The organism is Anaerolineales bacterium (assembly GCA_003105035.1).
Classification (GTDB): Bacteria; Chloroflexota; Anaerolineae; order Anaerolineales; family UBA4823; genus FEB-25.
Genome location: PQAL01000002.1, coordinates 123,580 through 148,522, shown reverse-complemented (window position 1 = coordinate 148,522; position 24,943 = coordinate 123,580). Strand labels below are relative to the sequence as shown.

Here is a 24,943-nt window from a genome sequence, read left to right as displayed (position 1 = left end):
GCGATTCGAAGCAGACTGTTCAGGATGGGTTGGTGGGAGGCTCATAGGAAGTAACGTACTCACTTAACAAGAAACGCCCCGAATTATAACCTATGGGGCGTTGTAATTACTAGAATGATGTGGTTATGAGTCGCCTTTCATTAGTTCGATCGCTTCATCAACGGTCAATTCACCGCGCTCGATGCGCTGCAGGATCTCCGAGGTGCTTAGCTGCTCAGCAGGTGGTTCTGGAGCTGGTTGGCCAGGGTCGAGAGGAATCGGAGGGATGGGAGGAATGGGTGGAATTGAAGGGAAAGTGCTTTCCATGGCAGGCTCTGTAGAAGGCACAGCTGTCGCAGGAACGCCTTCAGTCTCAATGGAGACACCCCCCGAGACACTTTTGAGGCGCACGCTGGTTCCACCACCTTGTATCTGCGTGACTTTCAATCCATGCCCCATACGGGCAGCCGTGGCAGGCAGGGAAGAACGGATGCTGCCACTGACGCTGTTCAGCTCTACGGAGCAACGCGAATCAGGAGGCACAATCATCTTTACATCGCCTGAAACCGAGCTGAACAGGTAGGGACCTTCGGAAATGGCGGTTTGCAGGAGCAGGTCGCCACTCACCGTAGAGGCATCGGCAGAAGGGAAACTCGAGTCAGTCAGGCGCGCACGGCCCGAGACAGTATCCAAATCGAGCACACCACTCAAGCGTGAGCCGGTGATATCACCACTCACTGCACCAAGCTTTAGGGGACCGCTGATCCCGACCAAGTCGATATCTCCGCTGATCGTCTTCAGCTTAAAAGCACCTTCCAGCTCACTTACCTTGAGATTACTGCTCACGCAGGATGCTTCCAAATGAATACCTTGAGGAACCCGGACGAAATAATCCACCCGGGGGTGGTGAGAATGGAACCCAAAGAAGCCTGTGGATGAACGAGTTTCAACCCTGACGGTTCCATCGGCATCCTGGATCATTTCCACGTAATTCTTATCGCTGTCCACGCTACTATGCAGCTCAGCTCTGACCTGGATCGAACCTGCCTCGCCAGGTTGGATAGTGATCAGGCCACGCACGTTGGAGATTACGAACCGGGCGGGGTCGGTTACTTGAAAGGTTTTATCAATGGTTTCGTCGGACATATTGATCTCCACATATAGTCATACTATGAAGCCCTGGTTTTGGTTTAGTCGATGAAGACTTCGATATGCTCTCCGTCTTCCTCGTCCACCACATCCACGATCTTTCCTTCCATCTGCCCTGAACGGATGGCATCCGCAATTTGGCTGAAGTTCACGTCTGGCGCATACTGGCTGGCGATGTTCATGCCCGCGTCCACCAGGCCCAGGGGCAGGTTCACGTTGACCTTGGCTTTACCGGTGATCATGTCGGTGACACGTACGCGCAGCATGCCCTTCCCGGAACGACTGGTGGTTACCACCGGGCGGGCTTCTTTGCGGCTGTCCCGCAAGGCTGAAAGCAATCTGGCACCTTCCTCAGCGGTAATCTTCCCTTCCTGGATCATTCGCAATATTCTCATTCGTTCTTCTGTTGTGGCCATTCCGACCTCCTTGTTAGATCATGACAGCTGAATAAAATAACCAAGTCCAATCAGTGCTTTTTATCCGATGTACACTTCCACTTTTTCACCAGTATCGCCCTCGTCCACTTTGACGTAAATTGGCTGTTCTGGCGAAGTCTTTTCGAGGGCAAGGACTAACTCATCCAGGTTGGCATTATCAAAGTTATCGATATGTGGTTTGACAAGCCGCAATATCCAGGCAGTGAAGCGGATGGGGATCGGCAGACTGATGGCAATCGTGCGCGGCCATTCCCCGGGTTCCTGGTGGACCCTGACATGCAGCCAGCGTGTCGTCCTGCTGGTGGCGGCCAGGCTGATAATGATCACACCAAGCAGGAGGGGAAACCATAAGCAGGCAAACCAAAAGCCGAACCCGCTATTCTGGTAGGCTGTGTACATGAGTAAACCGCTAACTACGGTGATGACAATCCCAATGCTGAGCGGTATCCACCACCAACGGCGCCATTTGCGGGTCTCGCTGGCAAAATCGGTTGTGACGGTTGATCTCTGCGTCTCCGGCCTGGGTTCCTCCACGGTGACGTCAGGCTCGGGCAAAGGCTCGTTTACAGAAGAAACGGAAGCAGGCATTTCTGGCGTCTCCGCTCCTTCCGATTCATCTTGGAGCGAGTTGAGCAGCCTGACGCCCTCTTCGGCCGTGATGACGCCCTTCTCGATCATTTCTAAGATTTGTAGTCGTTCAACTTCGTTCGGCATTTTCTCGTTCACCTTTCACCGCATGGTCCAACGAATGGACAGGGTGCGGGAGACTCGACGTGCTATGATTTACCTTCCAATGCATTCAGCAACTGCTCAGCCTCTTCCATGCCGATCTTCTTCTGTTCAAGCATGCGTAGGATCATCAAGCGCTCATCTTCAGTCACCGGGTCACTTTGTGGAGCAGGTGGGGCAGGTGGGGTTGGAATGCTAAAAGTCCAACCACCCCGGTTATGGCGAGCAGCACGCTCATGAGCCTGAGCTTTCATCTCCATCTTGCGTTGGGCGGCTGCAAGTTTTTGTTCCATTCTCTGCTGTGCCCGGCGGACGCGCTCCTGGGCACGCTCAGCAGCCCGCTGGCTGGTTTCACGGGCACGCTCTTCGATCCGTCGGGCTTGATTTTCACTCAATTTTGCTCCGCTCAGCCGCATGCTCAGGCTGGATAACTGAGCATTGAGCTGGTCTTCAATCATGCGGACCTGCAAGTCAACCTGTTGGGAAATCTGCTGGCTGACTGCATCGGCCATGCCATTGACTTCACTGTCTACATCGATATCAAAATCCTCCATATCCCAGTCAGGGGCATGGGTGTCTAGGGTGAGGTTTCCTTTGGCAGTCAGGGTCAGCTGGGCATCTCCCTCACCCAGGGTGAGGGCATATGGGGCTTGCACCGGAGCTAAAGCATGGATTCCCGGGAGGCTGACCATCACCTGAGCAGCCTTGGGTACACTGATCTCAACGCTGGCATCGGTGGGTAAGCGGCAGAACAGGTTGCCAAAACAGTCGAATTCGTATACATGGCCTGGCGCGGGGTCCAGGTGTAGCATGATGTTTCCGTTCGAGGCGGCTTTGGCACTCCCCCCCACATCTTTAAGGGTCAGGTTGCCGTAGATGCGCCCGGTCGTGGTAAAGTCTCCCTGGATACTCCGCAAGGTTGCCTCTCCCATCGCATTGTCGATGATAAGATTGCCATCCACATTCTTGGCAGCCAGGTCGCCGGCTAGCCTACCGATCTGGGTGGTACCCACGTTGCGCAGCTCCAGGTCCCCATCAACTGCATCGATGGACAAACCATCGTCCAATGCTTTTATGGTGGCGTCCCCGTGGACTGCCTGGACTTCCACTACCGCAGAACGTGGGACACGCACGGTGCAGTCATTGGTACTGCGGATAACCACCTGATCGCCATTGACCTCCATGGAAAGAGCTTCCGGATCCTCGGACTTTGCCACGACCTCAGAGGCATCCTGCCCTTTGAGGCGCAGGTCTCCACTGATGTTGAGCACCACATGAGGTGAAGCACTGGTAGCGGTAAATTGCTTGTCCATGGTCACTTCTCACTTTCTTGTAACAAACGCATGGCTTCTTCAGCGCTGATGACACCCTGGTCAAGATCTTCTAAGATGCGCTGGCGTTCCTTGTCGCTCAACCCGGTGATAGGCTCCTCACCACCCGGCTCATACCCCAAGGCACGGATGACCTCATGGAGGCGGTTGCGGATCGTAGGATATGAAAGGTCTAGCTCAACTTCCATGCGGGTTATCTTGCCTTCACAACGCATAAATGTTTCGACGAAGGAAAGCTGTTCCTGGGTGAGCTGTGAGAACGGACCTCCCGTGAAGCGTCCTTCGATGGTGGTATCGCAATCCTGGCAGTAGATGCGCGTCACGGTGAGTTCACCGCCACAAAGCGGGCAGCGCGTAGGTAATGTATTCATCTCAATTCACCTCCAAAGGATACTTTTTGAATGTTGTCCATCGGCAGTTTCTCTCTCCCAGCCTACAGCATGATCAGGAAGTTCGGAGCAGGCGCTGGCTCGGCCGCCTTCGTGGCACAGGAGCGATCGATCAGCCTGAATCCAAGATCAACCATTACCCGACCGAGGTTGGAAAGAAAGCGATCGGTTAGAGATGCCTTGATTCGCATCGGCTTGCCCAACAAATGCTCCGATTCAACAATGGTGCGAGAACTTTTTATTTCCATGACCAATTTTTCAGCTATCATCATCTCAAACATAACAGCCTCCTTTGGCGAGTATACGCTGTCTGTTTCTATTCAATATTATACACAATAATTGAATATTGTCAACAATTATATTAATATATTCAATATAAAAATTGAATATATTCAAGTATCGATTTAATATTATTCAATTATGGGCGAAATGCCACAGGAAATTTAGCTCGGGGCAGCGGGACCGTCGACTTTAATATCCGCCAAGGCCAGGAAGACGTCCTCCAGCGTGGGTTCCACCGGCTCAAGGCGCTCTACCTGAATGCCCGCCTCAGACAGGGTACGCTGCAAAATAGTAGCATCTATATCGTGAGCCGTGATAGCTCGCAGGTGATCAGCAGTGAGGCCAGCGCGCAGCACACATGGACAGTGCTCGAGAGCATCCAAGGCAGGTAGAAGCGGTGTGGCAAACACATCCCAGGCTATCCCTGGTAAGGCACTACGCTTGAGGGCAGAAGGGCTGTCCATTGCCAATAGCTGGCCGTCCCGCATGATTCCCACCCTACCGCAATATTCGGCTTCATCCATGTAGTGGGTGGTCACCAGGGCCGTCACTCCCTCAGCCACAACTGTGTAAATTAGATCCCAAAATGCACGCCGGGCGGTTGGGTCAACCCCGGAGGTGGGCTCATCTAAAAACAACAAGCGCGGCTTGTGGACAATAGCCGTACCGAGTGCCAGGCGCTGCTTCCAGCCCGTGGACAGGTCGCTGACCATTTCAGATTGCTGAGCCTTCAATCCGATCAGATCCAGCACTTCAGCCAAACGGGTGGGTTGATTGACCCCGTATACACCAGCATAAAATGCCAGGTTCTCCCCAACCGTCAGGTCGTGGTACAAAGCAAATTTTTGAGACATATAGCCGACGTTGGCGCGTACCTGCTCAGATTGTCGCACAATATCATAACCAAGCACCGAAGCATCACCTTCACTGGGAAGCAACAGACCCAACAGCATGCGCATGGTAGTGGTCTTCCCCGACCCATTAGGGCCCAGGTAGCCCACCACCTCACCAGCCTTGATGCTGAAAGATATGTGGTCAACCGCGGTGAAGCCATCGAACCGCTTTGTGAGATTATGGGCAATGATCACTTCATCTGGCACGCCTCACCGCTCCTTTTAACCAAGCCCCTGGGCCGACTGACCTTCAAGCAGATCAATAAAAACGTCTTCCAATTGAGGGGTGGTTGAGCGCAGCATGCTGAGACGACCACCTCTGGTAGGGATGACTACCTGCAGGTTTTCCATCACTGCCTGGGTAGAACCAGGCTGCACACGCAGGTGCAGCCGGTCGCCAAACATCTGGGCATCTTCTACGCGAGGATCTGAACGGGCTATTTCTCGCAATATCTGGAGCGGCTCTCCATGCACCTCGATAATGCGCCCATCCAACTTAGCGCGAAGCTCATCAGGCTTACCTTCAAGCAGGATCTTCCCCTGGCGCATAAACCCCACCCGGGCACAGCGCCCAGCCTCATCCATATACGGGGTGCTGACCAATACGGCGACACTCCCTTCCGCAACAAGGCGGATGATGAGCTGCCAGAAATCCTGGCGGGTGACCGGATCAACCCCAGTGGTGGGTTCGTCGAGCAGTAGCACCCTGGGTGAATGAACCAGCGCGGCAGCCAGCCCCAGCTTCTGGCGCATCCCGCCTGAAAGCTGCCCCGCACGGCGGTTAATAAAATCTGCCAGCCCGACAAATTCCAGGATCTGCATACAGCGTGGTTTCCAGTCAGATTCCGAAAGGCCGCGCACCTCCGCAAAGAAACGCAGGTTTTCCAACACGGTCAGCTCTTCATACATTGAGAAGCGTTGAGGAAGATAGCCCAACTGGGCACGCGCCTGGTCAGTTTGGCGAAATATGTCTACCCCCACGATATGGATCAGCGCCTGCGCTCTATCTTGCTTGCTATCGGGCAGCAAGGCACCACACAGCAGGCGCATGGTGGTGGTTTTCCCAGCCCCATCCGGACCAATCAACCCAAAAATCTCACCCGCTTCCACATGCAAGCTAAGGTCATCGACGGCATGTGTGCTGCCGAAAGATTTGGAGAGGTGCGAGACCAGGATATGGGGGGGCATAAGTTTACGAAAATGATAGTGTTATGGATTGAAAACCACATCCGCCGGCATGCCTGGTTTAAGCTGGCCAGCCGGGTTCTTGACAGCCAAATCAACCGCATAGACTGTGGTCTGACGTCCCTCCGCGGTCTGGACATTGCGGGGGGTAAACTCCGCTTGATCGGCTATGCGGTTAATGATTGCGGTGAAGGTCTGGTTGGGAAAGGAATCAACTTTTACATCGGCGGTATCACCTAACCTGATCTCGCCATAGCGGTTCTCGGGTATGTAGACAGTGATTTTCAGGTTATCCAGCTGGCCAAGGGTAAGAGCAGCTGCACCTGCAACGACCACTTCACCAGGCTCAATGCTGCGGGTCAGGACCACACCATCCTGAGGAGCCGTAACCACCAACTTTCCAAGCTGGGCATCGATCAGGTCAATGGCGGATTGGGCCTGATTAATCGCCTTCTGCGCTTGCGTGACCTTTGATTCAGCGGCCGTTACATTCGCCTGGGCTTGAGCCAGGGTATCTGCAGCAACCTCTACCGCCAAAGAATATTCACCGGTGAGCAGCGAGTTATAGCGATTGACGGCGGTGTCATAGCGCCGCTGAGCAGAAGCCAGCTTGGCACGGGCTTCCAGCACGTCTGAAGCCTCCTGAGAGGTGAGTAGATCATCGTAAGACTGTTGAGCAGCTTCCAATTCTGCCTTGGCAGATTCGTAAGCTTGCTTGGCAACATCGTGTAATGACTGGTTATTTTGTGCCTGGGCTTGATCACGTACAGTTTTAGCATCCAGGAAAGTACTCTGAGCCTGTGCCAGGCGCTCTTCTGCAGCTGTAAGGTTGGTGTACACACCACCTGACAACATCGAGCTGAAATTCGTTTTGGCAGTATTCAAAGCATCCGAAGCAGTATTGACCTCTTTTAGGGCAGCAGAAATCTCCTCAGTATGGGTGAAATACCAAACAGGCTGGTCAAACTCGGAAGGCTGTGGCTGAACCCACGACAAGTTTTGGGCGGGTTGAGCTTGAAGGCGGGCATTCGCCAGCACCAGATCATACTGAGCTTGGGCTGTGGTGACCCCTGCCTGGGTGGCGGTCAGAGCGGTGTCGGCGGCATCCAGGCTAGCCTGAGCAGCTTCCAGGTTGGTTTGGGCTTGTTTACGCTGGGCAGCCAGCAAGGTGTCATCCAGCTTGAACAAGGTCTCGCCAGTCTTTACTGAATCACCTTCTTTAACCATAACGTCCACTACTTTTCCACTGATCTCAGGCGAGATTGCCACCTCAGTGGTCTCAACTGTGCCCGAGCCGGTAAGGGCGGTGATGGTTGCCGGGGAAGTTTGGGTGGTCACATACCAGTAAGCGGCCACCACGATCGCTGCAATGACAAGGATGAGTAGAACAATGCGTCCAACTTTCATAATAACCTCCTAAACACAGTCCATTAATCCAGCCTTTTACGAAAGCGCATCGCGGCCAGGCTCATGATGGCAACCCCAAAAACCGCCAGGGCAATCAGGTCTGCTCGAAATGCCGAAAGCCCTGCACCTTTGATCATTAGGGAACGGATGATCACCAGATAATAACGCAAGGGGAAAATATACGAGATCCACTGTAAGACCTTCGGCATGGCTTGCAGCGGGAAAAAGAAGCCAGCCAGGAAGATGCTGGGAAGCAAAAGCATCCAGACGGTCAGCATCGCTTCTTGCTGGGTGTTCGCGATGGTGGATGCCAGCAGACCGATCCCCAGGCTGGATAACAAGAACAAGAGCGAAGCCCCGAATAGCAGCAGCAAACTACCGTTATTAGGCACCTTGAACCAGTAATGCCCCAATGCCATCACTTCGAATGCATTCACAAAAGCCAGGATTACGTAAGGCAATAGTTTGCCCACCACCAGCTCCCAGGGACGAATGGGGGTCACAATGAGCTGCTCGATCGTGCCGCGCTCGCGCTCACGCACAATGGCGCTGGCGGTTAGGATCGACGTCAGGGCAAACAGGATCATCCCGATCACACCCGGGATCATGAAGTACGCACTGACCAGATCGGGGTTGTACCACACGGTGGTATTCGCCTGTACGGGTGGCTGGATTGCGGCTGCCTGACCACGCGCGGCGAGGCGATCTTCCAGGATCTGGGTTGAATATGCCTGGCCAATCAGCCGGGCTGACGAAAGGGCCGTGGAAGCTATGGTCGGGTCCGAACCATCCAGGACGAACATTACCTGGCCTGTCTCACCTGCCTGGATTTTGTCGGAGTAATTGGGAGGAATGATCAACCCGGCGCGCGCTTTACCACGATCCACCAGGTCACGCAACTCATCTTCGGAACCCGCTTCATAGGTGATGGTGAAATAGTCGGCAGCGCGGTAAGCATCCAGCAGGGAGCGGGCTTCTGAGCCGCGATCCTGATCAAATACTGCCAGCGGCACATTGCGTACGTCATTGGTAGCTGCGTAGCCCATCAGGAATAACTGCATAATCGGGATGATCAGCACCAGGATAAGGGTGCGTTTGTCGCGCCGAATCTGGATAAATTCTTTGCGGATGAGAGAACGGAGCCGTGAGTTGAACATAGTATCGCCTTTATAACTGTGCGCGAGAATCGGTCAACTTACATCAGTTGCAGCAAGGATGCCATGCAGGTAGATATCCACAAAGAACTGCATGGCATTCTCTTGAAATGCCAGCGGAACTGCCGGAGTGAAGGCTGTTTCCGTAAGGTAATAACCAAAAAACACACCTAAAAAGGTGCGTACCACCATGGGTGCCGAAATATGGCGCAATTGTTCTGGATATGCACTGGTGAGCCGCTGCATGATCTGCACGCCCTGAGGAAAAAGCTGGCCGTAAAGCTGCCTGGCGTGGATACTATTAAACTCGACCATCTCGATGAACATCAAGTTCATGAAATCAGGCCGATCCTTGAAAGCCTGGCGCATGCGCTGGAAGGCATCCTGCACCAGCTGCGCCAAGTCGTCACCCCGGGCTGCGGCAATCAATGGCAAGACTTCATGATAGGGGTGAAAGGTTAAAAATACCGCCTCAAATACCTTCTCCTTGGAGGGAAAATGGTTGTAGAGACCACCCAGGGCCAGATGAGCCCCTTGGGCGATCTGGCGCATGGTAGTGCCATGATATCCCTGCCGGATGAACAGGTCATGGGCAGCTTGCAAGATAGCGTTACGGGTTAGCTCGCCGCGTGGCAGAGCAGAAGCAGCCATACCGGGCCTCCCCTGAATAAAACGAACGATCGTTCATATTTTAATCCGTTCTATGAACCTGTCAAGCAGGTTTAAATTAAAATCCCATAAGGCGAGCCTTATGGGATTGATGTTGGGAGCTGAATTGCTTATTCGCGATCGCCAAGCAAGGCGATGTTGCGCAGCAAGCCAAACAACAAGACCCCCAGCTTGATACCCTCACCTAATTCCAGAGTCGGCCGCTCACCCATTTTCTTGGACCGTTGAACCAGCAAGTAGGCTGCAGCCAGGCCGGTCAGTGCCCCAAGCACCCCGCCAATAGCCAGGATTTTCCCGGTCCAGGCGGTATCGACCTCTGTGAGCTGGTTCTGTTCAGCAATGATATTATCCTGAGCATCCATGGATGATTCCTTTCTTGAAATGAATGACTTTTATAAGGATACAGCCTTTTCCAGAAACTTCACCTGTCGTGATCACGAGGGGATAATATTCGGTCCCTACGTTTGACGACAGCCCACGTACTGCGCGCTTTCAAAAACGGCTCGACAACACCATCGGTGACCTGGGATACTTTCGCGCCTACCTGATCAAAATAATCCTGGACGATCTTAGAATAGCCCGGAAGGATGCCCAACAACCGTGTGATGCCATACAAAGCAGCCATTACTACCAACACAAGGAGCAATCCCATAAACATGGCAGGGATGATCAGCCAGATAATCGAGACATCCGCCCATCTACGCAAATTTGCCCCGGCCTGAAGGCCATATACGATGATCGCAATGACTCCTGCCAAAATCACCAGCAGCCCGATAATTACCGGAATATAGATCTGGCGCTTCACTTCACGCCGGTGTTCGGCATGCACCAGGGAGTTGCGCTCAGGAGGGAAATTTTTAGGGATGCTCATTACCAACCAATTTTAACATAACTTGTTACACATAATCATCCCAGGCGCTGACGGGCAACCTCAAACAGGAGAATTCCCGCCGCAACGGCTGCATTAAGCGACTCGCTGCCGCCTGGCATGGGGATATATACCTTCTCATCGGCCAGGGCAGCAGATTCAGAGCCTGCACCAGCTGCTTCTCCCCCCACGATGATTGCCAGCGGCTCTCGAAAATTCGCCTGTGTGTATTGAACTTCTCCGGCAGCATCGGCCAGATAGACCCTTACCCCATGCCTGGAGCTTTTTATCATCCTTTTAATTGCCTGCCAATCATGGCTTTGGAGGGCTAGGCGGAAGTGAGCGCCCATCCCGGAGCGCAGCACCTTCGGAGACCAGGCATCCACACACCCGGGAGCGAGCAATACGAGCTGCACTCCGGCTGCAGCCGAAGTCCGCAGGATTGTACCCAGGTTGCCCGGGTCCCGCATGCCATCCAGGATCAGCACGTAATCCAAAGCGGGCGGGCTGGGCTGTGTCTTCTGTTCTAAGACCGCCATTAATCCTTGAGGAGATTCTGTCTCACTGACGGACTTCATCACACCTTCGCTTACTTCCTCAACAGGCAAGCCAAGTGAGGCATAGCTATGAACAACGTGCATGCCTCGCTCGTCAAGCCTGGCGGTATACAAAACCAGCCGGGCTTTCCAACCTGCCCGCAAGGCTTCTTCCGTCAGGCGCACCCCCTCAACGACAAATGCACCCTGTTCGCGTCGTTCTTTAGCCTGGGTTAATAATTTCCGGACTTCCTGCACCCTGGGATTATGTATGGAGATGATCATCGTGCTCCAACGTGTCACTGAATACCTGCAGGGTAGCCTCGTCATACAGCACTAAGCGGATGAGCTTCAGGCTGGAGGTGGGGTTGGTCACTATGTAATGATGGATACTTTTGAGCATCACCCTGGCCGCCTCCTGTTTTGGAAAGCCAAAAATACCCGTGGAGATGGCAGGAAAGGCAATTGAGCTCAAGCCAAGCCGCTCTGCTACTTCTAAACATCCATTCACTGCGGCATCCAGCTTGTTGCTTTCATCGCCCTCACCCCACACCGGCCCAACAGCATGGATCACATAGCGGCAGGGCAGGTTCCCCGCATGGGTATAAGCCGGCGCTGCATGGCTGACCAGGCCATGCTCCAGCACCCACTGCCGGCTCTCAGACTGGATCTGCGGGCCACCTTTGCGGACGATAGCGCCTGCCACCCCGGCTCCATGTTCCAGGTAGCGATTGGCGGCGTTGACAATTGCATCGGTGTTCTCGGCCGTGATGTCCCCCTGGGCAATTTCCAGCCATTGCCCGGAGGAAAATTGGTGGGATTCTATCGTCGGATTCATGGAAGGTCCTATCTGCAGTCCTCATTTTACCTCAGCAAGCTGGATTATAAAGAATTAACCACCAAGGACACTAAGGTTCACAAAGGAAAGGCAAATAATTAAGGTAAAAGAATAGATAATATCCACAAAGGAGAAATAAAAGAACCGTATCACGACCATACAGGTGCCCATAATAATTCACGAAGGAATAAAGATAGGTATATATATATTTTTTCCCTTTGGGTCCTTTGAGTCCTTAGAGGTTTTCTTTATCTTTTAAAACAAAACCCGCTCTCGAGGTGAGAGCGGGTTGGGTGAGTTTTGTGTGAAGGTTGGGAGAACTCAGGCGGCTTTCGCCTGGGTTGCCACCGCAGCAAAAGCCTGCGGGTCTCGCACTGCCAGGTCAGCCAGCATTTTGCGGTTGATGGCGATATTGGCGGTTTTCATGCCGTGGATCAGGCGGCTGTAGGACAGGCCGTTTAATCGGGCTGCCGCGTTGATTCGGGCGATCCATAGGTGGCGCAAATCGCGTTTGCGTTGGCGCCGGTCACGATAGGAATACCATAATGACTTGAGCATGGCTTCATTGGCGCGCCTGAACAGGCGGTGGCGTGTGCCAAATTGGCCAGCATTCATCTTGAGGATTTTCTTGTGGTGACGGTGTCGATAAGGACCAGTTTTTACACGAGCCATTGTTTTCTCTCCTGCGAACCCCTGGGCGCCGGTAGAACAGCTCTACCAGTTGTGTGCACCCAACGGCCGCACTATACAGGTGGATAGGATAAGCTACTCTGCCTTTTTCAGGTAGGGTGCCAGGCGATGGACGCGCTTAACAATTCCGCGTCCTTTGACCGGGACCATTTCCGCCAATAACATCTTGACGCGCTTGGGGGTGCGCCGACGCAGGTGGCTCTTGCCACCCTTGGTGCGTACCACCACGCCCGTCCCAGTGACACGGAAACGTTTCGAGGTCGCCTTATGGGTTTTCAGTTTGTACTTCTCGGTTGTTTGCTTGCGAGGCACTTCATTCACTCCTTCTCACACAAAACCCCGTAGGGGGCACAAGCGCAAGCCTGTGAGGCTTGCGCTCTCATACCCGCGGGATAATTTCTGCTTATAAAATTGGTTTACTTCTTTTTCGCCTTGGAAGGTGCCAGAACCATGACTACACTGCGACCCTCCATCATGGGTGCTTGTTCGATCGCCGAGACATCGGCCAGCTCTTCTGCAACTTTCTTCAGGTCATTCAGCGCAAGGTCAACATAGTCTATTTCACGACCACGAAAACGGATGCGCACTCTCACCTTGTTCCCCTCTTCCAGCCAACCGCGGGCATCACGGACCTTAAAGCCCTGGTGGTAGATATTGGTTTTGGGTCTCAGGCGGATCTCTTTAACTTCGATCTTGGTTTGTGCCCGGCGCGCGTCGCGTTCTTTCTTGGTCTTCTCGTAGAGGAACTTCCCGAAATCCATAATCCGGCAAACGGGTGGTTCGGAATTCGGGGCTACCTCTACCAGGTCCAGGTCGGCTTCGTTGGCTAACCGCACGGCTTCTTGGATGGGTACCACACCTACGTTTTCACCATTGGCGCCAATGAGGCGGACTTCTTTGACTCGAATAGCCTCGTTGATTCTATATTGGGTCGCGCTGATATGTCGCTCCTTTCAATATAAACAATTAATTACGCTAAATACCGTATTTTTGTATTTAACGTGCCCGATAATACCATGAGTTTATCATAATCGTCAACATTTTTGAGAAAATAGCCCTCAAAACGGTAGAAGCGCTCATACAGAGCGCTTCTACGGTAGTGGCTTTCCGCATTCCCACGTCCCCACCAGCGGCGGTAATCACGCAAGCGTACGTGCAAGAATGAGGCACAATTGCCTGAGGATGAGCATCCCAACCCGGTGGAACACCATCCTGTGATCATAATAACAAGAAACTATCCTCGAAACAGTCTGTTAAAGATTAATAATTACCCGTCTGATTGTAAATTGGCCCGCATTTCATGGAAGACACCTTTGTTCGGTGTCTTTACAGAATGAATGTTTATCATGGCGCTGTGAAGCAAATTGGGGCAGGCTTGTGGCCTGCCCCAATCTCGCTGTTTGTTTAATCACAACTCGTGTGAACGACTCTTGATCCGATCTATTACCAGATCGATCAATCCATTCACCGGCATACCGTCCTGGCGGGAGCCATCCCGCTTGCGCAGCGAGACGGTGCCCTCCGCCATCTCACGCTCGCCCACCACCAGCATGTAAGGCACCTTGAAGAGCTGCGCCTGGCGGATCTTGGCGTTCATGCGGTCATTGGATAGGTCGGCTTCTGCCCGGATGCCGAGCTCCTTCATCTGGCTAACCAGGCGCAAGGCGTAGTCGTTGTGCACGTCGGTGATGGGGATCACTCGCACCTGGTCGGGGGAGAGCCACACCGGGAAGTTCCCGGCATAGTGTTCAATGAGAAACCCGATCATACGCTCGTGCGTGCTGAGAGGAGCGCGGTGGATGCACAGGGGTGTCTCTTCCTGGCCATCCCGGTTGATGAAGGTCAGGTTGAAACGAGGTGGAACAGCAAAGTCCACCTGATTGGTGGCCAGAGTAAACTCCTTCCCGATCACTGACCAGATTTGCACGTCGATTTTGGGGCCGTAAAAAGCCGCTTCGTTCGGCACCTCTTCATAGGGAACACCGCCATTATCCATGGCACGCCGTACCATCTCTTCTGTCTTCAGCCACAAGCGCTCGTTGTCCACATATTTCTTGCCCAGGCCACTTTTGTGGTGCGTGCTCAGGCGCATAATGTATTTCTCAACGCCGAAGATATCGAAATACTGGTGATACAAGTCGATCACGCCCATGAACTCTTGCTCGAATTGGTCCTCCGCACAATACATATGGGCATCATTCATCTGCATCGAGCGCACGCGCATCAACCCAAACAGCTCGCCGCTCTTCTCATAACGGTAGCAGGTACCATATTCCGCCAGGCGGATGGGCATGTCGCGATAGGAGCGTGGTTTTGAGCCAAATATCTTGTGATGCATGGGGCAGTTCATCGGCTTGACGTAATACTTCACGCCTTCGAGCTCCATGGGCGGGTACATGCTCTCAGCATAATAAGGCAGATGGCCTGAATGCAGGAATAGGTCTTCCTTAGCCAGGTGCGGTGTGCGCACTCGCAGGTATCCTGCCCGGTCTTCCAGCTCCTTGGCCAGCTTTTCCAACTCATCGATGATTACCCCACCGCGTGGCAACCAGAGGGGCAGTCCGGGACCAACTTCTTCATCAAATGTGAATATCTCCAGCTCTTTTCCCAGCTTGCGGTGGTCACGTTTCTTGGCCTCTTCGATTTGCCACAGGTATTCCTCCAGCTCTTTGGATGTCTTCCAGGCTGTGCCGTAGATGCGCTGTAACATCGGGTTGTGCTCATCGCCGCGCCAGTATGCTCCGGATGAGCTGAGCAGCTTGATCGCAGAAGGGTTGATCTGCCCGGTATTATCCACATGCGGGCCGCGGCACAGGTCGATGAAGGTATCGGAGGTATACAGGGATATCTCCGGCTTGCCCTCCAGAGGATTGCCATATTCATCGTAACCGCCCTGCTCAAGCCCATCGATCAGTTCCAGCTTATACGGCTGGTCCTTAAAAATCTGACGGGCTTTGTCGGCTGAAACCACCTGCCGGACGAATTTATGATGACCGGCGATGATCTGGCGCATGCGTTTCTCGATCTTCTCCAGGTCTTCAGGGGTCAGCGGCCGCGGCAGGTCAAAGTCGTAGTAGAAGCCGTTCTCAATGGGTGGCCCGATGGTGTACTTGGCCTCCGGGAAAAACTCAAGCACGGCCTCTGCCATCACATGGGCGGCTGAGTGCCGGATGCGGTACAGATCTGAATCTTCATAACGTTCTTTCTTTGTCTCTGCCATTTGTGCCTCCTTCTTATTTTAACGTCATTGCGAGGGGTGTTCTTCCCCGAAGCAATCTGTTCTTGTAATATTCATGATGAAGACTGCTTCGTTGAACCAATCGCTCCTCACACTGACAATAAAAAAAACTCTCGCCCAACTGGGGCGAGAGATGTCTCACGCGGTTCCACCCAGATTTATGCCAGATTATCTGGCACATCTCTTTAGACCGATAACGGGGTCAGCCGTTTACCCTACTGGACCTGCGTCTTTGGGGTTTACGCTCGCGGGAGGTTTTCTCTGGTACTTACCGAGGGAGATTTTCAGCCACTGGTCTCCCATCTCTGACGGATACCTGCCAGATACTCGTCCCGGTCAACGCGATATGATGAATTGCTGAATTATACTACTCTTTCTCCGGATTTCAAGAGGCCTTGACGGTGGCAACGGATCAGCAACGGAAAGCCAGCAGCATCCCATCCCGAATGGGAATAATCGTAGAAATCCAATCCGGATCTGTAGTCAGCAAGCGGGTGAATTCACGAACCCCCTCGGTGCTGGCATCGCCTCTGTTCTGCTCAAATACATGTCCACCCCAAAGTAGATTGTCTACGATCAGCACACCTCCTGGGCGCAGCTTCTGGCGGATCATCGGCACAGACTCGGGATAGCATTCCTTGTTGATGTCATTGAAGATTAAATCAAAGGGTCCAAGGGTATGTTCCAGGGTATCGATCGCTTCGGCCACATGATACTCGATAAAACTTGCATATCCCAGCTTCTCTAAATGAACCCGGGCTTCCTGGGATAATTTTTCATCCCATACGGTATGGTGCACCCTGCCGCCTCCGTTCTCCACCACGGCCCTTGCGAACCAGGCCGTTGAGTATCCATAGCCTGAACCCATTTCAAACACCGCCCGCGCCCCGACCATACGGGCAATTTGGTAACATAAGTACCCGCACACTGGGCCGATGATGGGAAAATTGTTTTGCTCAGCGTAAGTCTCCATTTGCCGCATCTCTTCCGAGCGTTCGGGTACCAGGGCGGAAAGGTAATCGTTTATCTGATAAAAATCGTGTAAGTCGCTCATGATCTCCCTCTTTTCGAACTAAGCAACGCAATTATACCCAATTTTGTCTGATTTGCGGCCTGGATATTGTTTGGGTTGGGCACACAATCCCCTTCCCAAACATGCCGTCCCATGTTAAACTCTATGCGCTTCACCACATCCCGGCGCTCTCGCACGAGGGCGTCTTTTTGTGTAGGCTAGAAATTTTAATGAATATCATCCTTACCGGCTCGGTAGCATTCGATTATTTGATGACCTTTCCAGGATACTTCCGGGATCATTTCCTTCCCGACAAGTTGGATTCAATCAGCCTTAGCTTCCTGGTTGATTCTTATCGAAAACGGCGCGGAGGCATCGCCCCCAACATTGCCTATACGCTGGCCTTATTGGGAGAGCGACCGCACATCATGGCTACCGTGGGTGAGGATTTCGAGGAATACCGGAAATGGTTGGAGAGCAATGGCGTTGACACCACACTGATGAAAGTTATCCCTGGTGAAGTAACGGCCTCATTCTTTTGCAACACCGACCGGGCAAACAACCAGATCGCCAGCTTCTATCCAGGAGCGATGAGTTATGGCGCACAGCTGAGCTTTCGCAGTTGGCAAGGACCACTACCAGATCTGGTGGTCATCAGCCCCAATGACCCTGAGGCGATGAAACAGCACGTGGCTGAATGCCGTGAGCTGGGTATCCCTTACCTTTACGACCCCAGCCAGCAGATTGTCAGATTGACCGGGGGCGAGCTGCGAATGGGTATAGAAGGAGCCCTGGCACTGTTCGTTAACGATTATGAGTTCGGTCTGGTGCTAAAGATGACCGGAATGTCAGCCAGTGACCTGATGAAACACCTTCAATTCATGGTGGTGACTGCAGGCAGCAAAGGCTCAACGGTATATTCCAGGGATGACCAATATTTCATCCCTGTGGTACCGCCGGAGAAAATCGTCGATCCCACAGGGGTGGGGGATGCTTACCGGGGAGGCTTCCTGACCGGGTTCAGCCATGGGCTCGACCCGCAGATCTGCGGGCAGATGGGGACCCTGGCTGCCACCTACTGCCTGGAATGTGAAGGTACACAAGGGCATTGCTACACGCTCACGGAATTTGTCACCCGATTTCGGAAGCACTTCACTGATCATGGGCAGCTGGACAAGTTGTTGAAATCATAGGTAATAACAAGAACGGGAACTTGGGAGAACGATATGGAAAACTACGACATTAAAGACTCTACCCTGGCTGAAGGAGGCCGCCGGCGCATCGACTGGGCAGAGCGTGAAATGCCTGTATTGCGCCTGATCCGCGAACGGTTTACCAAGGAGCAACCCCTGAAAGGGGTACGCATGTCGGCTTGCCTGCACGTCACCACCGAGACTGCCAACCTGGCCCAGACCCTGCACGCTGGCGGGGCTGACCTGGTGATTACGGCTTCAAACCCGCTCTCAACTCAAGATGATGTGGCCGCAGCCCTGGTCAATATCTACGAAATCCCCACCTTCGCCATCAAAGGCGAGAACAACGTGACTTATTACAAACACATCATGGCTGCCCTTGACCACGCGCCGCACGTCACCATGGACGATGGAGCCGACCTGGTCAGCACCCTGCACAAAGAGCGCCGTGATCTGCTCGGGAACGTGCTGGGCGGCACGGAGGAAACCACTACGGGGGTGATCCGCCTACGAGCTATGGCAGCCGATGGGGCTTTGATGTTCCCAGTCATGGCTGTGAATGATGCCCAAACCAAGCATTTCTTTGACAATCGCTACGGCACGGGCCAATCCACCATCGATGGCATCGTTCGCGCCACCAACATTTTACTGGCAGGCAAGGTCTTCGTCATCGCTGGTTACGGTTGGTGTGGACGTGGCCTGGCGATGCGGGCACGCGGTATGGGTGCCAATGTGGTCATTACTGAAATCGACCCTCTGCCGGCTTTAGAGGCCGTGATGGATGGCTTCAGGGTGATGGAAATGAATGAAGCCGCCAAGATTGGTGATATCTTTGTCACCGTGACGGGTGACCTGAACGTGATCGACAAGCATCACTTTGAGATGATGAAGGACGGTGCCATCATTGCCAACTCGGGCCACTTCAATGTGGAGATCAACATCCCAGCCCTCGAAAATATGAGCCAGGAAAAACGTCTCGTCCGCCCATTTGTGGAGCAATTTATCCTGCAGGATGGTCGCCGGCTTAACCTGCTGGGAGAAGGTCGCCTGATCAACCTGGCAGCCGCAGAAGGCCACCCCGCCAGTGTGATGGACATGTCGTTTGCCAATCAGGCGCTGAGCGTGGAATACATGGTAAAAAATGCCTCCAAGCTGGAAAAACGGGTATACAGCGTGCCAGCGGAGATTGACCGCGAGATCGCCCGCCTAAAACTGGATGCCATGGGTGTCCAAATTGACCGGCTCACCCCAGAACAGGAAAAATACCTGAACTCGTGGGAGGAAGGCACGTAATCTCCACCTGCTTGACAAGAACTGGTAGGCCAGTCTCAACAAGGAAATTCACTTGAGCCTGAAGATGCGCGCATCCTGGTTATATATAATACCTGGGCTAATCGCCGGGTGACCTTGATTTTCTGAAATAGATCGCAAAACTTCGGCGGTGAACCGCAGATATCCAAGGCGGTACATCCATAGAACCAGTGAGAATTAAAAATGCAAATTGAACCAACCACCCTCATTGGTAAATCCGTGCGGCTTGAACCCCTCAGCCTGAAGCATATTCCAAGTCTGGCGAAGGTTGGCCTGGAACCCAAGATCTGGAGATACATGCGTTATGGGAAGGTTGAGACTGTCGAACAGCTGACTGAGTGGGTACAGGATATCCTTAAGGAGCAAGCCCAGGGTACTGACTTGCCTTTCACGGTCATTTACCAGGCGAGTGGTGCAGCCGTGGGTTGCACGCGTTACTTGCATATTGAGATAGAAGACCGTTCTCTCGAAATCGGCGGCACCTGGTACGGGTTGGATTACCAGGGGACACTGGTTAATACCGAATGCAAGTATTTGCTGCTCAGGCACGCCTTCGAGGAATTGGGATGCATCCGTGTGTGGCTGAAGACCGACCTACGCAACCTGCGCTCACAGCGCGCCATCGAAAAACTGGGAGCGGTTAAAGAGGGAGTCTTACGCAACCATATGATTCTCCCTGACGGGCACATCCGTGATTCGGTGATTTACAGCCTGATCCCGCAGGAATGGCCTGCGGTCAGGCTAAAACTGGAAGCCCGCCTGGCGGCAGGGAAATAGAACGGGGAATGGGGCAACGTTGCCAGTACAATACGGTACTGCCTTTGCGGAATTGTTTTGTAAGTGCTACAATCAAAAGGATATTTATCTGACGAACTGATTGGTGGAATTCCACCTTAGAATTTTTATTAATATGAGAACAACAGAACATGAGCGATAAAAAATTACGCATCGTCCCACTGGGCGGGCTGGGGGAAGTCGGCAAGAACATGATGGCGGTTGAATACGGGGAGCAAATCCTCGTCATTGACGCCGGATTGATGTTTCCTGAAAACGATATGCTGGGGATTGACTACATCATCCCTGATTTTCAATACCTGCTGGACAAGCGCCAGCGGGTATGCGGCATCATCGTCACCCACGGTCACGAAGACCACACAGGCGCCATTCATCATCTGCTTGAGCAAATCAAAGCGCCGATCTATGCCACACCGCTAACGCGTGGTCTGGTGGAGCTCAAACTATCGCGCGGCGGGCTTCTCAGCCAGGTGACTTTGAACACCGTCAAGGCGGGCGAGAATGCCCAGATCGGCCCATTCAGTGTGGACTTTTTCCACGTGTGTCATTCCATCCCCGATGGCGTGGGGCTGGGAATCGATACCCCAGCCGGATTAGTGATCCACTCGGGAGACTTTAAATTCGACCATACCCCCGTGGACAGCTGGCCAACGGATTACGCCAAGCTGGGTGAATTTTCGGGGCGGGGAGTGCTGGTCTTGATGGCTGACTCGACCAATGCTGATAAACGCGGCTGGACACCTTCTGAACGAGTGATCGAGCCTGCGCTTGACCAGGTATTCCGCACGGCACCCGGGCGTATCATTGTGGCAACCTTTGCTTCAGTGATCTCACGCATGCAACAGGTGGCTAATGCTGCCATCGCCCATGGGCGCAAGATGACCTTTGTGGGCACTAGCATGAATGAAAACGCCCGCATCAGCCGCAAGCTGGGCTACCTGGAAATCCCCGATAAACTACTAGTGTCCGTCGAGCAGGCACTCAAGATGAAACCTAATGAGATCGTCTTGATGTGCACGGGCTCACAAGGAGAACCATCTTCCATCCTCGGCCGCCTGTCAACCGGTACGAACCGCCAGTTCGACCTGGTGAGCGGAGATACCGTGGTGCTCTCCTCCCATCCCATCCCAGGGAACGAAGAAAGTGTGCACAAAACGATCAACCGCCTGTTCAGGCGAGGGGCCAGCGTGATTTATGACGCGATTGCACCGGTACACGTATCCGGACATGCCAGCCAGGAAGAGGAGAAACTATTGATCAACCTGGTCAAGCCCAGGCACTTCATCCCCATCCACGGTGAGCTGCGCCACCTGCACCAGCATGCTGACCTGGCGCGTGAGCTAGGCATCCCGGCGGATCGTGTGGCAACCATTGAAAACGGCCATTCGATCGAATTCGATGATGGGGTGATGAGGCTGGGCGAGCGTGTGCCTGGCGGTTATGTCTTCGTGGATGGCGCTGGTGTGGGTGATATTGGCCCTGGGGTGGTGCGCGAACGTGAGGCCCTGGCACGTGACGGAATTGTGCTGGTGAACCTGAAAATTGACCACCAAACCTACCAGCTGCGAGAGGAGCCGGAGATCATCACGCGCGGTTTCATCGTCACTCGTGATGCCGACCAGCTGATCGCTGGGATGAATAAACTGATCGGAGAAACAATCCGCAGGGGTAATGGGGATTTGAAAGAAACCCTACGCACTACCCTAATGGGTTATATTTACAACGAGACGAAACGCCGGCCGATGATTTTCATAACGACCAGCAAAGAATAGATACAAGTTGACGAGCAGAAAGGATAATTTATGTAGAGACGCAGCAATGCTGCGTCTCTATTATTTTTAATGCACATGAATATCGGTGACGCTGCTGTATCGACAGCAATTGATTTTTAGGGGGTTTATTTACCCGGCAAAAAAGTAACCACAATTAAGATGCCCGCCAGGAGAATCAGCACTACGGCGGTAATCCACGCCAGGATATTGAACAAGCGGCCATTCTTAAACTTACCCATCAGCCGTTTATCATTGATCAGCAAGAGCATAGTAACCAGGATGACCGGCAACAACACCCCATTAAATGTCTGGCTAATCAGCATCGCTTGAATGAGTGATTGGATGGGCAAGAGAATTATGGCTGCCCCCAGGATAATCAGGGCGGTGTAAATCCCAAAGAAAATTGGTGCGTCCCTCAAATTGCGGCTGACACTGTTTTCCCACCCGAAAGCCTCGCAGATAGTATATGAAGTGGAAAGGGGCAGGATGGCTGCAGAAAAAAGCGAGGCATTCAATAATCCAAGGGCAAATAAGATGGAGGCATATTTCCCAGCCAATGGCCCGAGTGCCAGAGCTGCATCCTTCGCCGATTCGATGGTTAGCCCGTTCTTATAGATGGTGCTGGCACAGGCAATTGTGATAAAAATTGCCACGAAGACCGCAAACAGTGAACCCACCACTACATCCACGCGTTCGTAAGCGTAATCCTTAATCTGCACGCCCTTATCAACAATGGAGGACTGCTGGTAGAACTGCATCCAGGGTGCGATGGTCGTGCCAATGATGGTCACAAAGATGGTTACATAACCGATATCAAGGTGGAAGGAGGGAGTGACCAGGGCCTGGGTCACATCCTGCCAATCGGGGTTGGCAAGCACACCTGAAGCAACGTAAGTGAGATATATCGCACTGGCCACCAGGAACACCCTTTCCACAGCCTTGTAACTGCCTTTAACGATCAGCAGCCACACCAAAACTGCCGCGATGGGCACCGAAATAAATTTACTGACGCCGAAGATTTCCATACTGGCAGCCACCCCGGCAAACTCACTGACGGTGTTCGCCAGGTTTACAAAGAGCAGCAAGGCCAGGATCACTGCAGTGATCCTCACTCCCATGCGCTCACGGATCAAATCTGCCAGGCCTTTACCAGTCACCACACCCAGACGGGCGCTCATCTCCTGCACGATGATCAGGGCAACCAACACCAGCGGCATCATCCATAGCAGCCCATAACCATAGCGGGCGCCAGAGACAGAATACGTAGTGATCCCGCCGGCATCGTTGTCAACGTTAGCGGTAATTATGCCGGGGCCGACCACGGCCAGCAGTAGTGCCAGGCGGGTGCGGAATGGTCTCAATCTCTGCCACAGGCTCATAATCATAACCCTCACTCAAAAGATTGGCGTTTCGTCCAGGGTCGATCCTGACGGCTAAAAGCCCTCCATCATTGATAAAAACGGGGCAGGCGTTTCTTCCAGGCCGTGGGGATGATCTTATCCAGGGCGTCATCTGCGGTCACGATGCCATGGATGCGCTTCTGATCATCCACCACGGGAACCGCCAGGAGGTTATATTTGGAGACTACCTGGGCACAATCATCCTGGCTATCATTCAGATCCACCGTCACTACCCTTTTCTCCATAAAATCCATCACCTGGGCCTCTGGCTGGGCCAGTACGAGCTGGCGTAAGGAAAAAACACCCAATAAGTGTTCATCCTGATCAGTCACGTAGATATAGTAGATGGTTTCAGCTTCAGGGGCCGTCTCGCGTAATTTTTCCAGCACCTGTGAGGCATGATACTGGGATTGCACCACAAAAAATTCGGTGTTCATTAGGCCACCTGCAGTGTCTTCTGGGTAGGTCAGCAGCTTGCGGACGTCTTCAGCTTCATCGTCCTCCATCAGCTCGAGCAGGTCCTGCTTACGATCTTGAGGCAGCTCGGCAAGCAAGTCCGCGGCCTCATCAGGTGCCATCTCTTCCAGCACATCGGCTACCCGGTCATCAGGCATGCGCTCAATCAGGCTGGCTTGAAATTCGGGCTCTACTTCTTCCAATGTATCAGCCAGTGTCTCGATATCCAGTGTTTCCAGGATTTTGCTACCTTCCTGGCGGGTAAGGTCGCTCAGGATCTCTGCCAGGTCTGCCGGGTGAAGGTCTGCCATTTTGGAGGAAGGTACTTTCAAACGCATCGGCTTATCCACTGAGAGCAACTCGATATTGTCCCAGGAAATGATGGAGGGTAAGTCAGTGGTGCGAGGATGGGCCTTTAGCTTGTCAGCCAGGTTGGCCAACCCGAGGCGACGGATCAATCCAGCTCCGCTGATATCCACATTGGCAACATACACGCTGCCATTGACCCGGGTGAGCTCCAGGTCATTAACGCGCACCACCCGCATGCCATCCGTATCGATGATCTGTTTATCCAAAACATCACGCACCAGGTGCAAGTCGTCTGGGCCTGGCTCATAGGGGGTGATATCCGATATTTTTTTCTTTAGTGGAATAGCCAAAGAGATCAGGGCGGCCACATCGTGCATGGGGATAAAGAGCGAAGTATTGCCTTGCTTCACTTCAATAGCCACCAGCTGAGGATGAGGCACTTCACCATGGCGGACAGCGAGCAAATCCTTAAGCTTACCGATGCGCTTGCCGTCAGCATCAGCAACGGGGCGCCCAATGAATTCACTGGCGAATAACATCATACACCTCCTGAACTATACAGGATCATCCAATATTCAACAGCAGGCCCAGGAGGTGTGGGGTTAAAAAACTTCCCGGAAGGCATGGCTAAGAACAAGCCACTTCCGGGAAGTTAATGATTAATTAACTTACCCTTTTAGGCCTTCCTGTTCCCTGCAGGTATAATCACGTTGTTAACCGCACACCTTAGTGTGCACCGACTACTCGGAGGGCGGTCGTCATCCTCTAGTTTGTTTTGCAGGTTGATACCGATCGAGCTAGTACTTTCAAACGTTGATTCTTGGTTATGGTCCATCAAAATAGTTATTGTCATAGATTTTTGTTTACAACCTAAAAAGTATAGCACCACGGCTGGATGAAGGCAAGAGGTAACCTTTACAT

26 protein-coding genes are annotated in these 24,943 nt (G+C 53.0%); 4 read left to right on the top strand and 22 right to left on the bottom strand.

The genetic code is table 11. From position 1 onward, the window contains the following. Positions 1 to 123 precede the first annotated feature (123 nt). The 20 genes from C3F13_00975 to C3F13_00880 all read right to left on the bottom strand — a co-directional run bounded on the left by C3F13_00975 (position 124) and on the right by C3F13_00880 (position 16,828). Positions 124 to 1,125: a hypothetical protein gene (locus C3F13_00975; protein PWB56675.1), complete on the bottom strand. Its 1,002-nt coding sequence runs from the start codon at positions 1,123 to 1,125 to the stop codon at positions 124 to 126. 44 nt (positions 1,126 to 1,169) lie between these two features. Next, positions 1,170 to 1,544: a hypothetical protein gene (locus tag C3F13_00970; GenBank protein ID PWB56674.1), complete on the bottom strand. Its 375-nt coding sequence runs from the start codon at positions 1,542 to 1,544 to the stop codon at positions 1,170 to 1,172. Positions 1,545 to 1,604: 60 nt separating this feature from the next. Further along, positions 1,605 to 2,279, bottom strand: a complete 675-nt coding sequence (locus tag C3F13_00965) for a hypothetical protein (GenBank protein ID PWB56673.1) — start codon at positions 2,277 to 2,279, stop codon at positions 1,605 to 1,607. A 62-nt stretch (positions 2,280 to 2,341) separates the two neighbouring features. Continuing rightward, positions 2,342 to 3,607 (bottom strand): hypothetical protein, encoded by a 1,266-nt coding sequence (locus C3F13_00960; protein PWB56672.1) that lies wholly within the window; start codon positions 3,605 to 3,607, stop codon positions 2,342 to 2,344. A 2-nt stretch (positions 3,608 to 3,609) separates the two neighbouring features. Next, positions 3,610 to 3,996: a hypothetical protein gene (locus tag C3F13_00955; GenBank protein ID PWB56671.1), complete on the bottom strand. Its 387-nt coding sequence runs from the start codon at positions 3,994 to 3,996 to the stop codon at positions 3,610 to 3,612. A 62-nt stretch (positions 3,997 to 4,058) separates the two neighbouring features. Next, a complete protein-coding gene (locus tag C3F13_00950) occupies positions 4,059 to 4,295 on the bottom strand; it encodes a hypothetical protein (protein ID PWB56670.1) in 237 nt (78 codons plus the stop codon). A 162-nt stretch (positions 4,296 to 4,457) separates the two neighbouring features. After that, positions 4,458 to 5,378 (bottom strand): ABC transporter ATP-binding protein, encoded by a 921-nt coding sequence (locus C3F13_00945; GenBank protein ID PWB56738.1) that lies wholly within the window; start codon positions 5,376 to 5,378, stop codon positions 4,458 to 4,460. Between the two features lie 33 nt (positions 5,379 to 5,411). Further along, positions 5,412 to 6,377, bottom strand: coding sequence for a multidrug ABC transporter ATP-binding protein (locus C3F13_00940; protein ID PWB56669.1), 966 nt, complete (start codon positions 6,375 to 6,377; stop codon positions 5,412 to 5,414). A gap of 21 nt (positions 6,378 to 6,398) precedes the next feature. Further along, on the bottom strand, positions 6,399 to 7,781 hold the full coding sequence (locus C3F13_00935) for a hypothetical protein (protein ID PWB56668.1): 1,383 nt from the start codon (positions 7,779 to 7,781) through the stop codon (positions 6,399 to 6,401). 23 nt (positions 7,782 to 7,804) lie between these two features. Next, positions 7,805 to 8,938 (bottom strand): ABC transporter permease, encoded by a 1,134-nt coding sequence (locus C3F13_00930; protein ID PWB56667.1) that lies wholly within the window; start codon positions 8,936 to 8,938, stop codon positions 7,805 to 7,807. Positions 8,939 to 8,971: 33 nt separating this feature from the next. Beyond that, positions 8,972 to 9,586 (bottom strand): hypothetical protein, encoded by a 615-nt coding sequence (locus C3F13_00925; protein ID PWB56666.1) that lies wholly within the window; start codon positions 9,584 to 9,586, stop codon positions 8,972 to 8,974. Positions 9,587 to 9,714: 128 nt separating this feature from the next. Then, positions 9,715 to 9,966 (bottom strand): hypothetical protein, encoded by a 252-nt coding sequence (locus tag C3F13_00920; protein PWB56665.1) that lies wholly within the window; start codon positions 9,964 to 9,966, stop codon positions 9,715 to 9,717. 59 nt (positions 9,967 to 10,025) lie between these two features. Next, the gene (locus C3F13_00915; protein PWB56664.1) at positions 10,026 to 10,475 is read right to left on the bottom strand and encodes a hypothetical protein; all 450 of its coding nucleotides are present in this window, start codon (positions 10,473 to 10,475) and stop codon (positions 10,026 to 10,028) included. Positions 10,476 to 10,510: 35 nt separating this feature from the next. Then, on the bottom strand, positions 10,511 to 11,338 hold the full coding sequence (locus tag C3F13_00910; protein ID PWB56663.1) for an RNA methyltransferase: 828 nt from the start codon (positions 11,336 to 11,338) through the stop codon (positions 10,511 to 10,513). Then, positions 11,274 to 11,846, bottom strand: coding sequence for a hypothetical protein (locus C3F13_00905; protein PWB56662.1), 573 nt, complete (start codon positions 11,844 to 11,846; stop codon positions 11,274 to 11,276). Before C3F13_00905 ends, C3F13_00910 begins: the two co-directional genes overlap by 65 nt. 321 nt (positions 11,847 to 12,167) lie before the next feature. Continuing rightward, entirely contained in the window at positions 12,168 to 12,518 is a 351-nt protein-coding gene (locus C3F13_00900; protein PWB56661.1) for a 50S ribosomal protein L20, read from the bottom strand. 93 nt (positions 12,519 to 12,611) lie between these two features. Beyond that, positions 12,612 to 12,848, bottom strand: coding sequence for a 50S ribosomal protein L35 (locus C3F13_00895; protein ID PWB56660.1), 237 nt, complete (start codon positions 12,846 to 12,848; stop codon positions 12,612 to 12,614). Between the two features lie 104 nt (positions 12,849 to 12,952). Next, the gene (locus C3F13_00890; protein ID PWB56659.1) at positions 12,953 to 13,477 is read right to left on the bottom strand and encodes a translation initiation factor IF-3; all 525 of its coding nucleotides are present in this window, start codon (positions 13,475 to 13,477) and stop codon (positions 12,953 to 12,955) included. 467 nt (positions 13,478 to 13,944) lie between these two features. Continuing rightward, positions 13,945 to 15,756, bottom strand: coding sequence for a threonine--tRNA ligase (locus C3F13_00885; GenBank protein ID PWB56658.1), 1,812 nt, complete (start codon positions 15,754 to 15,756; stop codon positions 13,945 to 13,947). A 430-nt stretch (positions 15,757 to 16,186) separates the two neighbouring features. Continuing rightward, the gene (locus tag C3F13_00880) at positions 16,187 to 16,828 is read right to left on the bottom strand and encodes an O-methyltransferase (GenBank protein PWB56657.1); all 642 of its coding nucleotides are present in this window, start codon (positions 16,826 to 16,828) and stop codon (positions 16,187 to 16,189) included. 188 nt (positions 16,829 to 17,016) lie between these two features. Here C3F13_00880 and C3F13_00875 point away from each other — a divergent pair, with 188 nt between their 5' ends. The 4 genes from C3F13_00875 to C3F13_00860 all read left to right on the top strand — a co-directional run bounded on the left by C3F13_00875 (position 17,017) and on the right by C3F13_00860 (position 21,857). After that, positions 17,017 to 17,979, top strand: a complete 963-nt coding sequence (locus tag C3F13_00875; GenBank protein PWB56656.1) for a carbohydrate kinase family protein — start codon at positions 17,017 to 17,019, stop codon at positions 17,977 to 17,979. A 33-nt stretch (positions 17,980 to 18,012) separates the two neighbouring features. Beyond that, positions 18,013 to 19,272: an adenosylhomocysteinase gene (locus C3F13_00870; protein ID PWB56655.1), complete on the top strand. Its 1,260-nt coding sequence runs from the start codon at positions 18,013 to 18,015 to the stop codon at positions 19,270 to 19,272. A gap of 201 nt (positions 19,273 to 19,473) precedes the next feature. Beyond that, a complete protein-coding gene (locus C3F13_00865) occupies positions 19,474 to 20,067 on the top strand; it encodes a GNAT family N-acetyltransferase (GenBank protein ID PWB56654.1) in 594 nt (197 codons plus the stop codon). Between the two features lie 149 nt (positions 20,068 to 20,216). After that, positions 20,217 to 21,857: a ribonuclease J gene (locus tag C3F13_00860; protein ID PWB56653.1), complete on the top strand. Its 1,641-nt coding sequence runs from the start codon at positions 20,217 to 20,219 to the stop codon at positions 21,855 to 21,857. 125 nt (positions 21,858 to 21,982) lie between these two features. Here the strand turns inward: C3F13_00860 and C3F13_00855 are convergent, their stop codons facing one another. Further along, complete coding sequence (locus C3F13_00855) at positions 21,983 to 23,236, bottom strand: Mn transporter (GenBank protein ID PWB56737.1); 1,254 nt, start codon at positions 23,234 to 23,236, stop codon at positions 21,983 to 21,985. A gap of 68 nt (positions 23,237 to 23,304) precedes the next feature. After that, positions 23,305 to 24,564 carry a magnesium transporter MgtE gene (locus tag C3F13_00850; protein ID PWB56652.1) on the bottom strand — a complete coding sequence of 420 codons (1,260 nt, stop codon included), beginning with the start codon at positions 24,562 to 24,564 and terminating at the stop codon, positions 23,305 to 23,307. Positions 24,565 to 24,943: the final 379 nt, after the last annotated feature.